Here is a 15,767-nt window from a genome sequence, read left to right on the forward strand (position 1 = left end):
CCTAATAAGTTTTGTTCATATCATATTTTGGAATATCAAAATAACGTTAATCCTTCTTACAGAAAAGCCGAAAGGTTGCATTTTGGATAGGGCACGTTATAATAACATGTAGATATAATCATATTGAAGCAACGAAAAAGAAGAGTACATATGGCCATGATTTTTAGAGAGTTTGTGGTTGGTGAAAACAAACATTCATCCATATGGAATGGGCTTTGGAGCTTTCAAGTCAAATGCTTGAACGTACTTTCGGCGTTAACGAACATCATGCTTTCCTCAGCATGATTCGAGCGATTTTGAAGTGTCTTCAAAATAACTAGGGTGGCAACGCGGTCCATTCGTCCCTAATTTTATTAGGTGGCGAATGGGCTTTTTTGTGCTTCAATTTATATGATCAAATATGAAAGGATGAACATGAATGAAAACGATTTTTTCTGGCATTCAGCCAAGCGGCACCATTACACTTGGAAACTATATCGGAGCATTAAAACAATTTGTAGAGCTGCAGGAAGATTATAGTTGTTACTTCTGCATCGTTGACCAACATGCCATTACAGTACCACAGGATCGCTTAAAACTACGCGAAAACATCCGCAGTTTAGCAGCTTTGTACACAGCAGTAGGCATTGATCCTGCCAAATCAACATTATTCATTCAATCAGAAGTTCCTGCTCATACGGAAGCGGGATGGATGCTTCAATGTGTTGCATACATCGGAGAACTTGAACGGATGACCCAATTTAAAGATAAATCAGCTGGAAAAGAAGCAGTTTCTGCTGGCTTATTAACGTATCCTCCGTTAATGGCTGCTGATATTTTACTATACGGCACAGATATCGTGCCTGTTGGGGAAGACCAAAAGCAACATCTTGAACTTACACGCGACTTAGCTGATCGTTTCAACAAAAAATATAACGACATCTTTACAATTCCGGAAGTACGCATTCCAAAAGTTGGCGCTCGTATCATGTCCTTACAAGATCCAACGAAAAAAATGAGCAAATCTGATCCAAATCAAAAAGCATTCATTACAATGCTTGATGATGCCAAAACGATTGAAAAGAAAATTAAAAGTGCGGTTACAGACTCTGAAGGAATTGTTCGTTTTGATAAAGAAAACAAAGCAGGCATTTCTAACTTAATGAGCATTTACTCTATTCTAGGAAATAAAACAATTGAAGAAATTGAAGAAATGTATGAAGGAAAAGGATACGGAGACTTTAAAGCAGATGTAGCACAAGTCGTCATCAATGCTCTTGCTCCTATCCAGGAAACATACTATGAATTAATTGAATCATCAAGACTAGATGATATTTTAGATGAAGGAGCAGAGCGTGCTAACTTAACGGCTAACAAAATGCTTCGCAAAATGAAAAATGCGATGGGCCTTGGTCGAAAAAGATAAGAAGGTACGATTGGCGATTCATGGAACACTAAAACACGAGCGGATTAAGCCGCTCGTGTTTTTTAATTAACTTTTGATTCTTGCTCCATTTCCCATAGCTTTTCAAAGAAAGGTTGTCCCTTTATGAGATTTTCGCATAAAGACATATGCTTTAATGACCATCCTTGTTTCATATCTTCATATAAGCTTTCCCATACTTCTTCAAACGACATTTTCTGTGTTTGTTCATAGCGACTTGGATTCCATTCTGTATACCAGTAGCGAACTTGTGCCACATTTTTTGATGCACGAAGCTGATCAAGAGCCATAAATAACAGTTGTTTTAACTGCCTCTCTTTCCTCGTCAGCCCGTTCATGGCATGTGGAGCTGGAGATAAAATATGATATTCTTTCTTTTCAAGCTCCCTTTCATCCAACTCATACGGCAATGCGTCTTGCTCTTGTACCATTTCGTATACAAGCTGTTCCTGTCTCGGGATTAAACGGCTCTTTCTAATCGGAATTTGATATCCCATTGTATCAATTGCGATGATGCCTTTCCCATCTGTTGCAACAAAACAATAATCAAGCTGGATTCTTTCATGATTTTTACGAATGTACGCTTTTTGAAACACGTCGTTTAGTAATGGTTGAGGTAACTCCGATAAATCATTTTCCATATAGTGAAACAAAATTGGATGGACTTTCAATAAAGGAACTTGGTCTAGCAATTCGACACAATCATCTTTCCGCCATTCATGAAAACTGCATACGTTGTAGCCATTTTCCTCGCCTTCAAACCAATTGACCCATACATCATGAAGATATAGCATTTTTACCCCTCACTTACTAACTGTTTATTAACAATCAGTATAGGCATATAAAGGTAATTTTATTCCAAATCATGCTAATTGTATTTATCTTTTCTTGTCGGAAAAGGCATATAGATAGCTGAATATAAAAGCAGGAATCCAACGAACGACAAATAGCATTCAGGTCTTGTTTTAATGTAGTGAATATACTCTTGAAAAGTGTACCCCGCCGTCAATAAGTTTAAATAGGCAATGACGCTGACTCCTCCCACCACCGCAAATCCAAATCCCGTCAACAACAGAAATAAGCGAATCAACCACTCTCCATCTCCATAAGCCATCTCTCCCCTTGTCAGCCTTGTCCCATTTCTTGCTCTATTATATGAATAGATAACCACTCCATATGCTCGTTCTATAATATCTTTTTAAATCTCTCGTTCTCTTTACCTCTCTCAAAAAACGGCACTAAGGATAAGTACGAAACCATCCTTAGTGCCGTTAACTAATAGAAACTATCGCTTAAATCCAGAACGGGCTGCTATATCCTCGCTACTAACGTGCATCAGTTTATGTGAAGGCAGTTTCGTCATGTTTGCATAATTGCGGACAAGATGATAGCCCGTATTATACCCCGCCATTTTAGGATACCACCCGGTTCCGTAAAGCAATTCATCGTGCTTTCTTTCTTCTTTCTTCACATTCAAATGCGGATGAATGTGTTTTTCCCAGCATCGTTTTGCTTGTTCTAAATTATAATATGCGGTCCAGGGCGCTAGGAAACTCTCACCTAGTAACTCTTTTACAGCATGCTCTGCCAGCCCTTCCATCACAATCGTATCTAATAACGTCATATCCTCTTCCTTTTTATTTATAACCTTTAATCGGCAAATATGATGATATTCATGTGTCAAAACAGCTAGTAGTTCATCTGTTTGACTGTCTGCTTTTGCAAATAAAAATAACTTATCGGAAAAAGCCACTCCTGATTTTCCATTAAATTCTCGTTGAATACGGCGATTACGCGAATCTGAAGGTAGGAGAAAAACCGGAATATCCGGACCCTTCCATAACATTTGCAGTTTTTTATAATGAGGGCGAATGTCTTGCCATAAATTTTTTTTAATAAACGCTTCAATTTGCTCCTTCGGTTCCTTCCCATTCTGAAACATTCCGTGATTCATCAGTAAACGAATGCTTTGCTTAGAGGATATTTTCGGAAAATACGCAGCCAGCTCAGATTCAAACGTCCGAGAATCCTTCAGCATGGCCGTTAGCCATTCATTCGTTGCAACAACAGGCATACAATCTTCCTTTCCATTCAGTCATTCTTCTTTTTATCCCGCATTAACGGGCAGTAAAACTTCCACTTTCGATGTACAAGATGTAAACGAAGAAATGACAGTCTTTGTTCTTTATTGAAGTGGGCAATAACTGCCCGTAAATGCCCGATAAGTCAACTAACCATCGGTGGAAGAAAGCTCCCACCAATGGAAGTTTCCTTTATCATATGAATGACTATGTCATAATGACCTATTGAACAAAAAGAAGGGTGAAGAAATAGAAGCTACCCCCTTCTTTTCCTTCACCCTATTCATTAATTATGCCTCAAATTTTTTCAAAACGATTGTAGCGTTATGGCCGCCGAAGCCAAGAGAGTTGCTCAATACAGCTTTTACTTCTTGTTTTCGTGCTTCATTCGGTACATAATCTAAGTCGCAGTCTGGATCTGCCGTCGTATAATGGATTGTCGGAGGAATGATTCCATCTTGAATCGCTTTAATACTGAAAATGGCTTCCACACCACCGGCTGCCCCAAGTAAATGACCTGTCATCGACTTCGTAGAGCTGATAGCTACTTTATAAGCATGTTCTCCAAATACTTCTTTAATTGCCATTGTTTCATATTTATCGTTATATTCGGTACTTGTACCATGTGCGTTGATATAATCAATGTCACTTGGCTGCATGCCTGCATCGTTAATCGCTTGACGCATTGCACGCACACCACCTTCTCCGCCTGGAGCTGGTGCTGTAATATGATGGGCATCTCCTGTCGCGCCATAGCCTACAATTTCAGCATAAATCTTCGCGCCGCGTGCCAAAGCGTGTTCTAGCTCTTCTAGAACGATAATCCCAGCTCCTTCGCCAATAATAAATCCATCACGGTTTAAGTCAAACGGACGACATGCTGTTTCTGGATCTGGATTTGTTGATAACGCTTTGTTTGCACAGAACCCAGCAACAGACATTTTCGTGATTGGGGCTTCTGTGCCTCCTGTTACCATCACATCCGCATCTCCGCGTTGGATAACTTTAAAGGCATCCCCGATGGAGTTTGTTCCTGTTGCACAAGCCGTTACTGTACAAGAGTTCATCCCTTTCGCACCTAATGCGATAGATACTTGACCTGTTGCCATATCTGGAATCAGCATTGGTACGAAGAATGGACTTACACGGCGATAGCCTTTTTCTTGAAAAATTTCATACTGTTGTTCGAATGTTTCCATTCCTCCAATACCAGAGCCAATCCATACCCCAACCCGCGGAGCAATGTCTTCTGTAATTTCAAGCTCAGCATCTTTAACTGCCATTAATGAAGCGGCCACCGCATATTGAGTAAAACGATCCATTTTTCGCGCTTCTTTTTTATCAAAATAATTTTCAGGCTGAAAATCCTTTATTTCTGCCGCTACCTTTGCTGGATACTCATCGGCATTTAATCGTGTAAGTGGGCCAATTCCAGATACTCCTGCAATTGCATTTGCCCATGATGTATCCACATCATTTCCAATTGGTGTTACTGCTCCTAATCCGGTTACTACTACGCGCTTTTTCTCCACGTTGTCCACATCTCCTTTAATTCACTTGTTTTTTTATAAAAAATTATTTCCCCCAGCGAATTGCAATGGCTCCCCACGTTAAGCCTCCGCCAAATCCAACCATGACAATAACATCATCGTCTTTTATTTTTCCATTTTCCAAATCCTCTACCATTGAAATCGGAATAGAAGCTGCAGAAGTATTTCCGTACGATTGAATCGTTTTAGACATTTTTTCTTCTGGTAATTCTAATCGCTGCCTTGCCGCCTCCATGATTCGAATGTTCGCTTGATGAGGTATTAAAAAGTCGACATCTTCTTTTGATAATCCCGCTTTTTCAATGACATTAATGCTTGACTCACCCATTTGACGAACAGCAAACTTAAAGACTTCCCGACCGTTCATCGCAATGTATTCCTCTTGATAAAGATGCTTTCCTCCAGTACCGTCCGCGCCAAGCTCAAAAGATAAGATCCCTCTTCCTTCACTTACACTTCCCATCACCACCGCACCAGCACCATCTCCGAACAACACAGCCGTATTGCGGTCTTCCCAATTAATAATTTTAGAAAGTTTTTCAACTCCGATAACAAGTATATGTTTATAGGCACCTGTTTCAATGAATTGCTTTGCCGTAATCATGCCATACATAAAACCCGCACATGCCGCACTCACGTCAAAAGCAGCAGCCTTCGTTGCGCCAAGTTTTTCTTGAATCATACATGATGCAGAAGGAAACGGATAATCAGGAGTAACAGTTGAGACAATAATTAAATCAATATCTTCTGCCTTTAGCCCTGCGTCTTCCAGTGCTTTTCGAGCCGCTTCATATCCCATATCTGCCGTCCCTACATCATCTGATGCGATGCGTCGTTCTTCAATTCCCGTTCTTGTGCGAATCCACTCATCCGACGTATCCATCACTTTTTCTAAATCGGCATTTGTTACAACCTTTTCTGGCAAGTAACGGCCAACTCCGATTATACCTGCATTCATACTAGCATCTCCTTTATTGGAAGATAAAACTCCTTATATATTCTAATATCAATTATTATGACTTGGTACTAATTTTAAGGTATTTTTTTTTATTTGTCTAGGTGTTTGTCTCATTCACTTTTTGCCTCTTCACATATAGTAATAGTGTCGGTGGGTTAAATTTAGTCATTTAATAAATCGAGGTGAAAGAATTGGCGGAACAAGAAAACCGTTTTAATCAATTAATGTTTGGTTCTCCTCGGAAAAAAGCAGCAAAGGGAACTGCACTCCGGTCATCCTCTTCAATCGATCCTGATTGGAATCAGGTCATGAATCATTTTCATGAAATTTCTGATTCCCTTGAAAGACTGAAGCCTTTAATGAAGGACCTTTCCCCTTTAGTTGATTTTTTCCAACAAAAAGGAAAATAAAAAGCTACCTCCTGCAATGGGGAGATAGCTTTTTGTCATTATTCGCCACTTTCTTTTAATGCTTCTTCTTTGCCAAGTTCATATGCGTCTGTCATTACTTTTGTTAATAACGTCATCACAGGCTGCATATGTTCCATGCTTAATTCAATTCCTGCTTGATCAAGTACTTGTTTCGCTTCTGGTAAATACTTCATAGCAATTTGCATAAACTGCATATTTGGTTGTTCCATTTTCCTAACCCCTTTTACATGATTATTCCATTCTATATCATATCATATTTTCTCCATCGTCAACTAGTTGGACTTAGAGTTCCTGATTAGGAAGACGGCCTGTTTCTTTATATGTCTCAATTAGTGTTTCCAGCTTTTCTTGATACTCCTCATCGACTAATGGACTAAATTTCCCCATCGAGATGACTCCATCTTGAAAATCGTAAAAAAGATTTCCGCCTTCAAGCTCCCCAACGTTATATTTTTGGGCTACAAGTTCGTAAAGCTGGGCAACGTGTTGGACTGTACTAGTCAAAACGGTATTTTCCCCTAAATCTGACTGCTCGGAAACAAAGCCGATTGCATATAAACCCTTTTCCTTTAAGCGTTCAATTAGTGGAACATTAAAACCGTCTCCTGCTGGATATACGACATCTACGCCCTCTCCCGTCATCTCATCAAGTAACAAAAGTGCTGTCTCAATATCATCCCAATGCTTGACAAACTTTACCTTAACATCGACGTCCTGATTTTCATGTAAAGCTCCCTCAAAAAAACCGTTCACTTCAGGTTGCCATTCAAATGCCGATATCACACCTACTTTATTCGTCTCGGTCATTTTTCCTGCCACCATTCCTCCAAAAAAGCCCATCGCATGTGCTTCAAAATTTAGACTAGTCACATTAGCAGCCTTAGCGTCCCCATTAAAACAAACAAAGTGAACGTTCGGATAATCTTCGCTCATATTGTTAAAATATTGAGCATACTCTTCCCCATGGCCAAAAATTAAATTGATTCCTTTTTCTTCGAACTCTTGAACCGCCTGCCTAACGACTTCCTCTGAGTCCATATGTTCTTTGTAAAAAACATCATTTCCAAAAGCAGACTGTATTCCAAGCAACCCTCTATACCCTTTTGTTCCCCAAACTTGGTCATTAATCGTTTCAGGAACTAAAAGGCCAACATTTTTCAGTTCTCCCTTAATAGGTTGTCCGCAACCACTTACAATTAGGAGAATGAAAATTAATAACCACATTGGCTTTTTCATCTTTTTTCGCTGTCAAAACTTCATATATATTCGCAAAAGCGACCCAATTGAACGTGTTATGTTCTACGCGGTTTCATACCTCGTTTATTGGTAGTTTTGACAAACTTCCCCCCTTACCTTTTGCCGCTTATATCTGCAAAAACTAGTTCTTGTTGCTTGCAAAAGTGTTTCTCGACCTTTCATTATACAATCAAATTCGTTCTTGTCCAATATATATGGTTGGGTACTGCTCCCGAGATCCATTGTTTCCGGCAAGCTCTCCAGGAGATTTCACCCAATTGTTAAAATGATCCAATTTCATTCACCGCTTCAATGACTACTTTTATTTTACCTTGCCTATCCATTGTTTGTAAAAGAAAAGTTCATCTAGCGAAAACGTTGTCTTGACAGCAGTTTTCTCGCATGAGATTGTTGCCTTCTAATCCCTTCTTTCATGTCCGTTTGGAAAAAGAACAACTGCTCTTCCTGTTTTAAAAAGTACCCTTCTGCTCCTTGTCTAGATTCGTATGGAATGTGAAGGAGCTCAGCACCACGCTCCCATTGCCCCACCTTACCGCTTGTAAAATGAAGTAGCAAATCAGAGTGGTTATAACATTGAACAAGGCCTTTCACGACATCATCAATAAAAAGGACATCTTTCCTGTCTTCTTCAATCACTATCTTTTCTCCTCTTTTCTGTTGAAGGCAAGCTTGTTGGTAAAAGGCCGTTAATGGTTGCCACGGTCCATAAACAGTCGGAATTCGGACAATAACATAGGTTAGCTGGTCAGCTGAAAATTTAGTGACCATTTTTTCAAGATGCCAAAATAATCTGCCTTCACTATGGTCTGGCTTTGGCTCTACTTCTGCTCCAATTTGACTCTGCCCCGTGCCAAATACTCTCATTGATGATAGCAGCACCAGCTTCGTTTCTGTTTGGAGGCAGTGCGAAATGCATTTAATAAGAACTTGATGTGCCTGTTTCATTTTTTCACGAAAGAAGGATATATCTTGAAAATCTCCTTGATCAAAATATGTAAAATAAATCACGTCAAATTTATTATTAGAATCGAATAACTGATCTGCATCCTCAATGGGAACTGTTTTAAAATTAGCATTTCTGTCAAGAAACATGTTCATCTCGTCTTGAAGCATTGCTTCATCGCTATGTGCTTGATGAGTATATCCCTTTACTTCTATTCCTTCTTTTAATAAATAGTCACATAAGCAAAAACCTACAAATCGATTCGCTCCGACCACGGCTGCCTTTTTCATGTTCCCGATCCCCCTTTAAAATAAAAGAACCTCTTAGATATGTATAATCAAAGAGGCTCTGGTTATAACACTTTTTCGTTTTCTTCCAAAAAGCGGACAAGAGATTGTTCAAACAAATACTTTTTTTCCGGTAAATAAAGAGACAGAGAGATAGGTGCCCCTAGTTGTTGACGATGCTCCTCATAATATTTGCTGTGTATAATCGGATAATGATTCGTATTGTTGGCCATTACCCATATCTTCATAGGTGTCTTTGATTCATATTGGGTCAACTTTGGAAACTCTTTTATCCACTCATCAATATGTTCTTCTTCAATTCCGTAAGCAAGTTTTATTTCTTTCCCTAGCTGCTTATAGAAAAACTTATTTTGTTTTTCTTGCTCCCAGTATGCTTGAAAATCAAGACATGGGTTTAAAAATGCCGCAGATCGAAAAACACCTGGAGTACTTTCCATGAACTTCATGGCCAGTAATGCTCCCATTCCTTCAGCAAGCACATGAACATGTTTATTCAAGATTTCTTGCTTCATTATTAAATGGTATAGTTGTTTCGCCAATCTCAGAGCTTTATTACTCCCCCAATGACGACCGTACAAATTGGAGTAAAAAACGGTATACCCTTTGTCTAAGAGCGATTGTATAAGCTGCCATCTTCCTGCATGCTGTATCCATAAGCTTGTAGAACTTTCAACAAAATGGTCTTTATCCCCTAGTACCAATACACCAAAACCATTTGGCTGATTTGGAAGATGGACGACGTTCCATTGATGATCTAAACTAAAAAACCGGACATTCATTACCTATATCCTCCGATTCTTAAATTACAATTTTTCCGGATAGTAACAGTATATGAAAGAACAAAAAAAAAGAAAGGGAGAATGCCTATTTTTAAGCTATTCCTCTCTTTCTTTTTTTTCTTTTGCTGCTCTTAGCTTTTCTAGTGTCTCAATTCCTAAATCAGTCAGATTCGAAAAATCTTGGTCTAATAACAAATCAAGTTCGTTCATTTCTTCTTTGTTCATGCCTTCTCACCGTCCTTTGCTTCTTCATTCTTAGCAGCAGTAAGGTTCCTGTGATAGAAGGTTCCTTATATTATTTTCTCGTTTCTTTTCCGAGTTCCTTTATCAGTTTATGCAATTTTTCGTGTAACTTTCACAATTTTTTCCTCTTCCCTTCATCAATAAGAAGTAATACCCAAACTTCAACATTTTTGAGTTACAGGAAAAGTTTAAGTAGGGAATAAAATTTTCTACCGATGGAAGTTTCCTTTATTGAACAAAGAATAGACATTTATTAATGAGAATGATTATGGTAAAATAAAAGCAAACTGTAATGAAGCAAAAACAAAGAAATGTTACGATTAAATACAATATTGTCGTATTTATTGATTGATTGTACATTTTCAGCTGTTTTCGCTCCGTATTTTGTGCATTGGAGGTGAAAAAATGCGCATTTTTTGGACATTTTTCTGGAGTTTAGTGTTAATCAATATGTCTGCCTATGTTGTAAGCTCGATGCAAGGTTTTACATACGATTTTGTAATCGCTTCAGTTCTTTCTATCGGCTTCTCCATCTTTGTTATTATTATGGGAGAAACGCTTATCCCGAACGAACCTGTTGACCATCATTAAAAAAATCCCTTCACAAAAAATTGTGAAGGGATTTTTTACAATCTAACTAAAAAATAAGCATGGATGTCATGACATCCATGCTTATTTTATCTAATTTATGGGCCTAAATGGACTCGAACCATCGACCTCACGCTTATCAGGCGTGCGCTCTAACCAGCTGAGCTATAGGCCCGTATTTGTTCTAATGGAGCGGGTGATGAGAATCGAACTCACGACATCAGCTTGGAAGGCTGAGGTTTTACCATTAAACTACACCCGCATCATATTATATGGGGCGATTGATGGGAATCGAACCCACGAGTGCCAGAGCCACAATCTGGTGCGTTAACCACTTCGCCACAACCGCCATATTTTTATTGGCAGGGGCAGTAGGAATCGAACCCACACCGGAGGTTTTGGAGACCTCTGTTCTACCGTTAAACTATGCCCCTATTAAAATTTCAAAAAAAATGGTGGAGGGGGACGGATTCGAACCGCCGAACCCGGAGGGAGCGGATTTACAGTCCGCCGCGTTTAGCCACTTCGCTACCCCTCCACATATTTTTTTCAAATGGTGCCGGCGAGAGGACTTGAACCCCCAACCTACTGATTACAAGTCAGTTGCTCTACCAATTGAGCTACACCGGCATTCATTAAATGGTGGCTCGGGACGGAATCGAACCGCCGACACAAGGATTTTCAGTCCTTTGCTCTACCAACTGAGCTACCGAGCCGTATTAAAGTATTGTTTTTAATTTATGTTGCTCAAATCCTTCGCCCAAATCTCAGATAGTTTATCCAAGAAGCAGCTCGATTTGTGCGCTGAAGCTATGCTTTGCAGATGATTCGGACGTGCTCTACCAACTGAGCTACCGAGCCATTTAAGTATATTTGTTTTTTAAATAAAAATGGCGGTCCCGACGGGACTCGAACCCGCGATCTCCTGCGTGACAGGCAGGCATGTTAACCACTACACCACGGGACCACCTTCATAATAGAAATGGCGGAGGAAGAGGGATTCGAACCCCCGCGGGCTGTTACACCCCTGTCGGTTTTCAAGACCGATCCCTTCAGCCGGACTTGGGTATTCCTCCGCAATATAAATTAAATAAATGGCTCCACAGGCAGGACTCGAACCTGCGACCAATCGGTTAACAGCCGATTGCTCTACCACTGAGCTACTGTGGAATATTCTTAAGATAATTGGTGGAGCCTAGCGGGATCGAACCGCTGACCTCCTGCGTGCAAGGCAGGCGCTCTCCCAGCTGAGCTAAGGCCCCTTGATTGTATAAATATGGCGCGCCCGACAGGAGTCGAACCCATAACCTTCTGATCCGTAGTCAGACGCTCTATCCAATTGAGCTACGGGCGCGTATTTATAATAGATATTTATAGTGGTGCCGAGGACCGGAATCGAACCGGTACGGTAGTCACCTACCGCAGGATTTTAAGTCCTGTGCGTCTGCCAGTTCCGCCACCCCGGCACTATATATTTTATGGAGCGGAAGACGGGATTCGAACCCGCGACCCCCACCTTGGCAAGGTGGTGTTCTACCACTGAACTACTTCCGCAATATGAGCCATGAAGGACTCGAACCTTCGACCCTCTGATTAAAAGTCAGATGCTCTACCAACTGAGCTAATGGCTCTTTGGCTGGGCTAGCTGGATTCGAACCAACGCATGACGGAGTCAAAGTCCGTTGCCTTACCGCTTGGCTATAGCCCAATCACATGGTGGAGGATGACGGGATCGAACCGCCGACCCCCTGCTTGTAAGGCAGGTGCTCTCCCAGCTGAGCTAATCCTCCAGATATGGTGACCCGTACGGGATTCGAACCCGTGTTACCGCCGTGAAAGGGCGGTGTCTTAACCGCTTGACCAACGGGCCAATGTTTACAGCCTGGCAATGTCCTACTTTCACAGGGGGAGACCCCCAACTACCATCGGCGCTGAAGAGCTTAACTTCCGTGTTCGGCATGGGAACGGGTGTGACCTCTTCGCCATCATCACCAGACAATATGAAGGTTATTCCTTCAAAACTAGATAACTGCAGCTGAGTACTTGCTTTACTTGATTGTCTAGCTACGGCTCCTAATCTTTCGGCCGTTTCACTTCTGCCTATGAAACCAAAGAACGGTTTCCCAGCCAGAAGCTCCAACATCCTATCGATTTAAACGGGCTTTCTCTGCTTTTCGTTTAGGTTAAGTCCTCGATCGATTAGTATCAGTCAGCTCCACACGTCGCCGTGCTTCCACCTCTGACCTATCAACCTGATCATCTTTCAGGGATCTTACTAGCTTGACGCTATGGGAAATCTCATCTTGAGGGGGGCTTCATGCTTAGATGCTTTCAGCACTTATCCCGTCCGCACATAGCTACCCAGCGATGCCTTTGGCAAGACAACTGGTACACCAGCGGTGCGTCCATCCCGGTCCTCTCGTACTAAGGACAGCTCCTCTCAAATTTCCTGCGCCCGCGACGGATAGGGACCGAACTGTCTCACGACGTTCTGAACCCAGCTCGCGTACCGCTTTAATGGGCGAACAGCCCAACCCTTGGGACCGACTACAGCCCCAGGATGCGATGAGCCGACATCGAGGTGCCAAACCTCCCCGTCGATGTGGACTCTTGGGGGAGATAAGCCTGTTATCCCCGGGGTAGCTTTTATCCGTTGAGCGATGGCCCTTCCATGCGGAACCACCGGATCACTAAGCCCGACTTTCGTCCCTGCTCGACTTGTAGGTCTCGCAGTCAAGCTCCCTTGTGCCTTTACACTCTACGAATGATTTCCAACCATTCTGAGGGAACCTTTGGGCGCCTCCGTTACATTTTAGGAGGCGACCGCCCCAGTCAAACTGCCCACCTGACACTGTCTCCCACCCCGATGAGGGGTGCGGGTTAGAATTTCAATACAGCTAGGGTAGTATCCCACCGATGCCTCCACCGAAGCTGGCGCTCCGGCTTCCAAGGCTCCTACCTATCCTGTACAAGCTGTACCAAAATGCAATATCAGGCTACAGTAAAGCTCCACGGGGTCTTTCCGTCCTGTCGCGGGTAACCTGCATCTTCACAGGTACTATAATTTCACCGAGTCTCTCGTTGAGACAGTGCCCAGATCGTTACACCTTTCGTGCGGGTCGGAACTTACCCGACAAGGAATTTCGCTACCTTAGGACCGTTATAGTTACGGCCGCCGTTTACTGGGGCTTCGGTTCAAAGCTTCGCTTGCGCTAACCTCTCCCCTTAACCTTCCAGCACCGGGCAGGTGTCAGCCCCTATACTTCGCCTTACGGCTTCGCAGAGACCTGTGTTTTTGCTAAACAGTCGCCTGGGCCTATTCACTGCGGCTCTCTCGGGCTTGCACCCTATCAGAGCACCCCTTCTCCCGAAGTTACGGGGTCATTTTGCCGAGTTCCTTAACGAGAGTTCTCTCGAACACCTTAGGATTCTCTCCTCGCCTACCTGTGTCGGTTTGCGGTACGGGTACCTCCCACCTCGCTAGAGGCTTTTCTTGGCAGCGTGAAATCAGGAACTTCGGTACTTTATTTCCCTCGCCATCACAGCTCAACCTTACGAGAAGCGGATTTGCCTACTTCTCAGCCTTACTGCTTGGACGCGCATATCCAACAGCGCGCTTACCCTATCCTTCTGCGTCCCCCCATTGCTCAAACGGTGGGGAGGTAGTACAGGAATATCAACCTGTTATCCATCGCCTACGCCTTTCGGCCTCGGCTTAGGTCCCGACTAACCCTGAGCGGACGAGCCTTCCTCAGGAAACCTTAGGCATACGGTGGATGGGATTCTCACCCATCTTTCGCTACTCATACCGGCATTCTCACTTCTAAGCGCTCCACCAGTCCTTCCGGTCTGACTTCACCGCCCTTAGAACGCTCTCCTACCACGGACATCGTAGATGTCCATCCACAGCTTCGGTGATACGTTTAGCCCCGGTACATTTTCGGCGCAGAGTCACTCGACCAGTGAGCTATTACGCACTCTTTAAATGGTGGCTGCTTCTAAGCCAACATCCTGGTTGTCTAAGCAACTCCACATCCTTTTCCACTTAACGTATACTTTGGGACCTTAGCTGGTGGTCTGGGCTGTTTCCCTCTTGACTACGGATCTTATCACTCGCAGTCTGACTCCCAAGAATAAGTCTTCGGCATTCGGAGTTTGACTGAATTCGGTAACCCGTTGGGGGCCCCTAGTCCAATCAGTGCTCTACCTCCGAGACTCTTATCTTGAGGCTAGCCCTAAAGCTATTTCGGAGAGAACCAGCTATCTCCAGGTTCGATTGGAATTTCTCCGCTACCCACACCTCATCCCCGCACTTTTCAACGTGCGTGGGTTCGGGCCTCCATTCAGTGTTACCTGAACTTCACCCTGGACATGGGTAGATCACCTGGTTTCGGGTCTACGACCACATACTCATTCGCCCTATTCAGACTCGCTTTCGCTGCGGCTCCGTCTCTTCAACTTAACCTTGCATGGGATCGTAACTCGCCGGTTCATTCTACAAAAGGCACGCCATCACCCGTTAACGGGCTCTGACTACTTGTAGGCACACGGTTTCAGGATCTCTTTCACTCCCCTTCCGGGGTGCTTTTCACCTTTCCCTCACGGTACTGGTTCACTATCGGTCACTAGGGAGTATTTAGCCTTGGGAGATGGTCCTCCCAGCTTCCGACGGGATTTCTCGTGTCCCGCCGTACTCAGGATCCACTCAAGAGGGAACGAAGTTTCAACTACAGGGTTGTTACCTTCTTTGACGGGCCTTTCCAGGCCTCTTCATCTACTTCGTTCCTTTGTAACTCCGTATAGAGTGTCCTACAACCCCAAGAGGCAAGCCTCTTGGTTTGGGCTAATTCCGTTTCGCTCGCCGCTACTCAGGAAATCGCAATTGCTTTCTCTTCCTCCGGGTACTTAGATGTTTCAGTTCCCCGGGTCTGCCTTCCATACCCTATGTATTCAGGTAAAGATACTGTTCCATTACGAACAGTGGGTTTCCCCATTCGGAAATCTCCGGATCAAAGCTCACTTACAGCTCCCCGAAGCATATCGGTGTTAGTCCCGTCCTTCATCGGCTCCTAGTGCCAAGGCATCCACCGTGCGCCCTTTCTAACTTAACCTTGTTACGGCAAAAGATTAGCGTCGAATTTCTTCGTTGATTTCGATTCTCCGCTGCTCACGTATAGAAATACGCTGTGCTGCTCGAATCTTCATC

At 42.9% G+C, this 15,767-nt stretch carries 13 protein-coding genes, 18 tRNA genes, 2 rRNA genes and 1 other annotated feature; of the genes, 3 read left to right on the forward strand and 30 right to left on the reverse strand.

The features are described from left to right. Positions 1-122: 122 nt before the first annotated feature. Positions 123-349 (forward strand) — a binding site (T-box leader). Positions 350-418: 69 nt separating this feature from the next. After that, complete coding sequence (trpS, locus tag ACXAEO_RS17600) at positions 419-1,405, forward strand: tryptophan--tRNA ligase (RefSeq protein ID WP_474883325.1); 987 nt, start codon at positions 419-421, stop codon at positions 1,403-1,405. Between the two features lie 62 nt (positions 1,406-1,467). Here trpS and ACXAEO_RS17605 read toward each other — a convergent pair whose 3' ends face one another. The 5 genes from ACXAEO_RS17605 to ACXAEO_RS17625 all read right to left on the reverse strand — a co-directional run bounded on the left by ACXAEO_RS17605 (position 1,468) and on the right by ACXAEO_RS17625 (position 6,012). Further along, complete coding sequence (locus tag ACXAEO_RS17605; RefSeq protein ID WP_474883326.1) at positions 1,468-2,217, reverse strand: DUF3603 family protein; 750 nt, start codon at positions 2,215-2,217, stop codon at positions 1,468-1,470. 74 nt (positions 2,218-2,291) lie between these two features. Then, positions 2,292-2,537 (reverse strand): YuzI family membrane protein, encoded by a 246-nt coding sequence (locus ACXAEO_RS17610; RefSeq protein WP_474883327.1) that lies wholly within the window; start codon positions 2,535-2,537, stop codon positions 2,292-2,294. A 171-nt stretch (positions 2,538-2,708) separates the two neighbouring features. Beyond that, positions 2,709-3,497: a DUF2268 domain-containing putative Zn-dependent protease gene (locus tag ACXAEO_RS17615; protein WP_474883328.1), complete on the reverse strand. Its 789-nt coding sequence runs from the start codon at positions 3,495-3,497 to the stop codon at positions 2,709-2,711. A gap of 297 nt (positions 3,498-3,794) precedes the next feature. Continuing rightward, a complete protein-coding gene (gene fabF, locus ACXAEO_RS17620) occupies positions 3,795-5,036 on the reverse strand; it encodes a beta-ketoacyl-ACP synthase II (protein ID WP_474883329.1) in 1,242 nt (413 codons plus the stop codon). A 43-nt stretch (positions 5,037-5,079) separates the two neighbouring features. Continuing rightward, the gene (locus ACXAEO_RS17625) at positions 5,080-6,012 is read right to left on the reverse strand and encodes a beta-ketoacyl-ACP synthase III (protein WP_474883330.1); all 933 of its coding nucleotides are present in this window, start codon (positions 6,010-6,012) and stop codon (positions 5,080-5,082) included. A gap of 191 nt (positions 6,013-6,203) precedes the next feature. Between ACXAEO_RS17625 and ACXAEO_RS17630 the strand changes: the two genes are divergently transcribed. Beyond that, positions 6,204-6,422: a hypothetical protein gene (locus ACXAEO_RS17630; protein ID WP_474883331.1), complete on the forward strand. Its 219-nt coding sequence runs from the start codon at positions 6,204-6,206 to the stop codon at positions 6,420-6,422. Positions 6,423-6,460: 38 nt separating this feature from the next. On the opposite strand, the gene ACXAEO_RS17635 is transcribed toward ACXAEO_RS17630, so the two are convergent. The 5 genes from ACXAEO_RS17635 to ACXAEO_RS17655 all read right to left on the reverse strand — a co-directional run bounded on the left by ACXAEO_RS17635 (position 6,461) and on the right by ACXAEO_RS17655 (position 9,955). Then, positions 6,461-6,652 (reverse strand): ComZ family protein, encoded by a 192-nt coding sequence (locus tag ACXAEO_RS17635; RefSeq protein WP_474883332.1) that lies wholly within the window; start codon positions 6,650-6,652, stop codon positions 6,461-6,463. 73 nt (positions 6,653-6,725) lie between these two features. After that, complete coding sequence (locus ACXAEO_RS17640) at positions 6,726-7,667, reverse strand: BMP family ABC transporter substrate-binding protein (protein WP_474883333.1); 942 nt, start codon at positions 7,665-7,667, stop codon at positions 6,726-6,728. A 378-nt stretch (positions 7,668-8,045) separates the two neighbouring features. After that, a complete protein-coding gene (locus ACXAEO_RS17645; RefSeq protein WP_474883334.1) occupies positions 8,046-8,933 on the reverse strand; it encodes an NAD-dependent epimerase/dehydratase family protein in 888 nt (295 codons plus the stop codon). A 62-nt stretch (positions 8,934-8,995) separates the two neighbouring features. Further along, the gene (locus tag ACXAEO_RS17650; protein WP_474883335.1) at positions 8,996-9,730 is read right to left on the reverse strand and encodes an alpha/beta hydrolase; all 735 of its coding nucleotides are present in this window, start codon (positions 9,728-9,730) and stop codon (positions 8,996-8,998) included. 96 nt (positions 9,731-9,826) lie between these two features. Then, positions 9,827-9,955, reverse strand: a complete 129-nt coding sequence (locus tag ACXAEO_RS17655) for a hypothetical protein (protein ID WP_474883336.1) — start codon at positions 9,953-9,955, stop codon at positions 9,827-9,829. A 423-nt stretch (positions 9,956-10,378) separates the two neighbouring features. Here ACXAEO_RS17655 and ACXAEO_RS17660 point away from each other — a divergent pair, with 423 nt between their 5' ends. Further along, positions 10,379-10,564: a YjzD family protein gene (locus ACXAEO_RS17660; RefSeq protein WP_474883337.1), complete on the forward strand. Its 186-nt coding sequence runs from the start codon at positions 10,379-10,381 to the stop codon at positions 10,562-10,564. 98 nt (positions 10,565-10,662) lie between these two features. Here ACXAEO_RS17660 and ACXAEO_RS17665 read toward each other — a convergent pair. The 20 genes from ACXAEO_RS17665 to ACXAEO_RS17760 all read right to left on the reverse strand — a co-directional run bounded on the left by ACXAEO_RS17665 (position 10,663) and on the right by ACXAEO_RS17760 (position 15,672). Next, positions 10,663-10,736: transfer RNA gene (locus tag ACXAEO_RS17665), tRNA-Ile, on the reverse strand. Between the two features lie 13 nt (positions 10,737-10,749). Further along, positions 10,750-10,823 (reverse strand) — tRNA-Gly (locus ACXAEO_RS17670). 11 nt (positions 10,824-10,834) lie between these two features. Then, a tRNA-His gene (locus ACXAEO_RS17675) sits at positions 10,835-10,910 on the reverse strand. 11 nt (positions 10,911-10,921) lie between these two features. Beyond that, positions 10,922-10,995 (reverse strand) — tRNA-Trp (locus tag ACXAEO_RS17680). A 19-nt stretch (positions 10,996-11,014) separates the two neighbouring features. Next, a tRNA-Tyr gene (locus ACXAEO_RS17685) sits at positions 11,015-11,099 on the reverse strand. Between the two features lie 16 nt (positions 11,100-11,115). Next, positions 11,116-11,191: transfer RNA gene (locus tag ACXAEO_RS17690), tRNA-Thr, on the reverse strand. Positions 11,192-11,201: 10 nt separating this feature from the next. Continuing rightward, a tRNA-Phe gene (locus ACXAEO_RS17695) sits at positions 11,202-11,277 on the reverse strand. Positions 11,278-11,452: 175 nt separating this feature from the next. Continuing rightward, positions 11,453-11,528 (reverse strand) — tRNA-Asp (locus ACXAEO_RS17700). Between the two features lie 16 nt (positions 11,529-11,544). Next, positions 11,545-11,637, reverse strand: a tRNA-Ser gene (locus ACXAEO_RS17705). Positions 11,638-11,656: 19 nt separating this feature from the next. Further along, a tRNA-Asn gene (locus ACXAEO_RS17710) sits at positions 11,657-11,731 on the reverse strand. 16 nt (positions 11,732-11,747) lie between these two features. After that, positions 11,748-11,823 (reverse strand) — tRNA-Ala (locus ACXAEO_RS17715). Positions 11,824-11,838: 15 nt separating this feature from the next. Beyond that, a tRNA-Arg gene (locus ACXAEO_RS17720) sits at positions 11,839-11,915 on the reverse strand. A gap of 23 nt (positions 11,916-11,938) precedes the next feature. After that, a tRNA-Leu gene (locus ACXAEO_RS17725) sits at positions 11,939-12,027 on the reverse strand. Between the two features lie 13 nt (positions 12,028-12,040). After that, positions 12,041-12,115, reverse strand: a tRNA-Gly gene (locus tag ACXAEO_RS17730). Between the two features lie 4 nt (positions 12,116-12,119). Beyond that, a tRNA-Lys gene (locus ACXAEO_RS17735) sits at positions 12,120-12,192 on the reverse strand. Positions 12,193-12,194: 2 nt separating this feature from the next. Continuing rightward, a tRNA-Gln gene (locus ACXAEO_RS17740) sits at positions 12,195-12,269 on the reverse strand. A gap of 6 nt (positions 12,270-12,275) precedes the next feature. Then, positions 12,276-12,351 (reverse strand) — tRNA-Val (locus tag ACXAEO_RS17745). Positions 12,352-12,356: 5 nt separating this feature from the next. Then, a tRNA-Glu gene (locus tag ACXAEO_RS17750) sits at positions 12,357-12,431 on the reverse strand. A gap of 10 nt (positions 12,432-12,441) precedes the next feature. Further along, positions 12,442-12,557, reverse strand: a 5S ribosomal RNA gene (gene rrf, locus ACXAEO_RS17755). 183 nt (positions 12,558-12,740) lie between these two features. Continuing rightward, positions 12,741-15,672: ribosomal RNA gene (locus ACXAEO_RS17760) — 23S ribosomal RNA — on the reverse strand. Between the last annotated feature and the right edge of the window lie 95 nt (positions 15,673-15,767).

The organism is Bacillus sp. ABA4_010, from assembly GCF_056159105.1.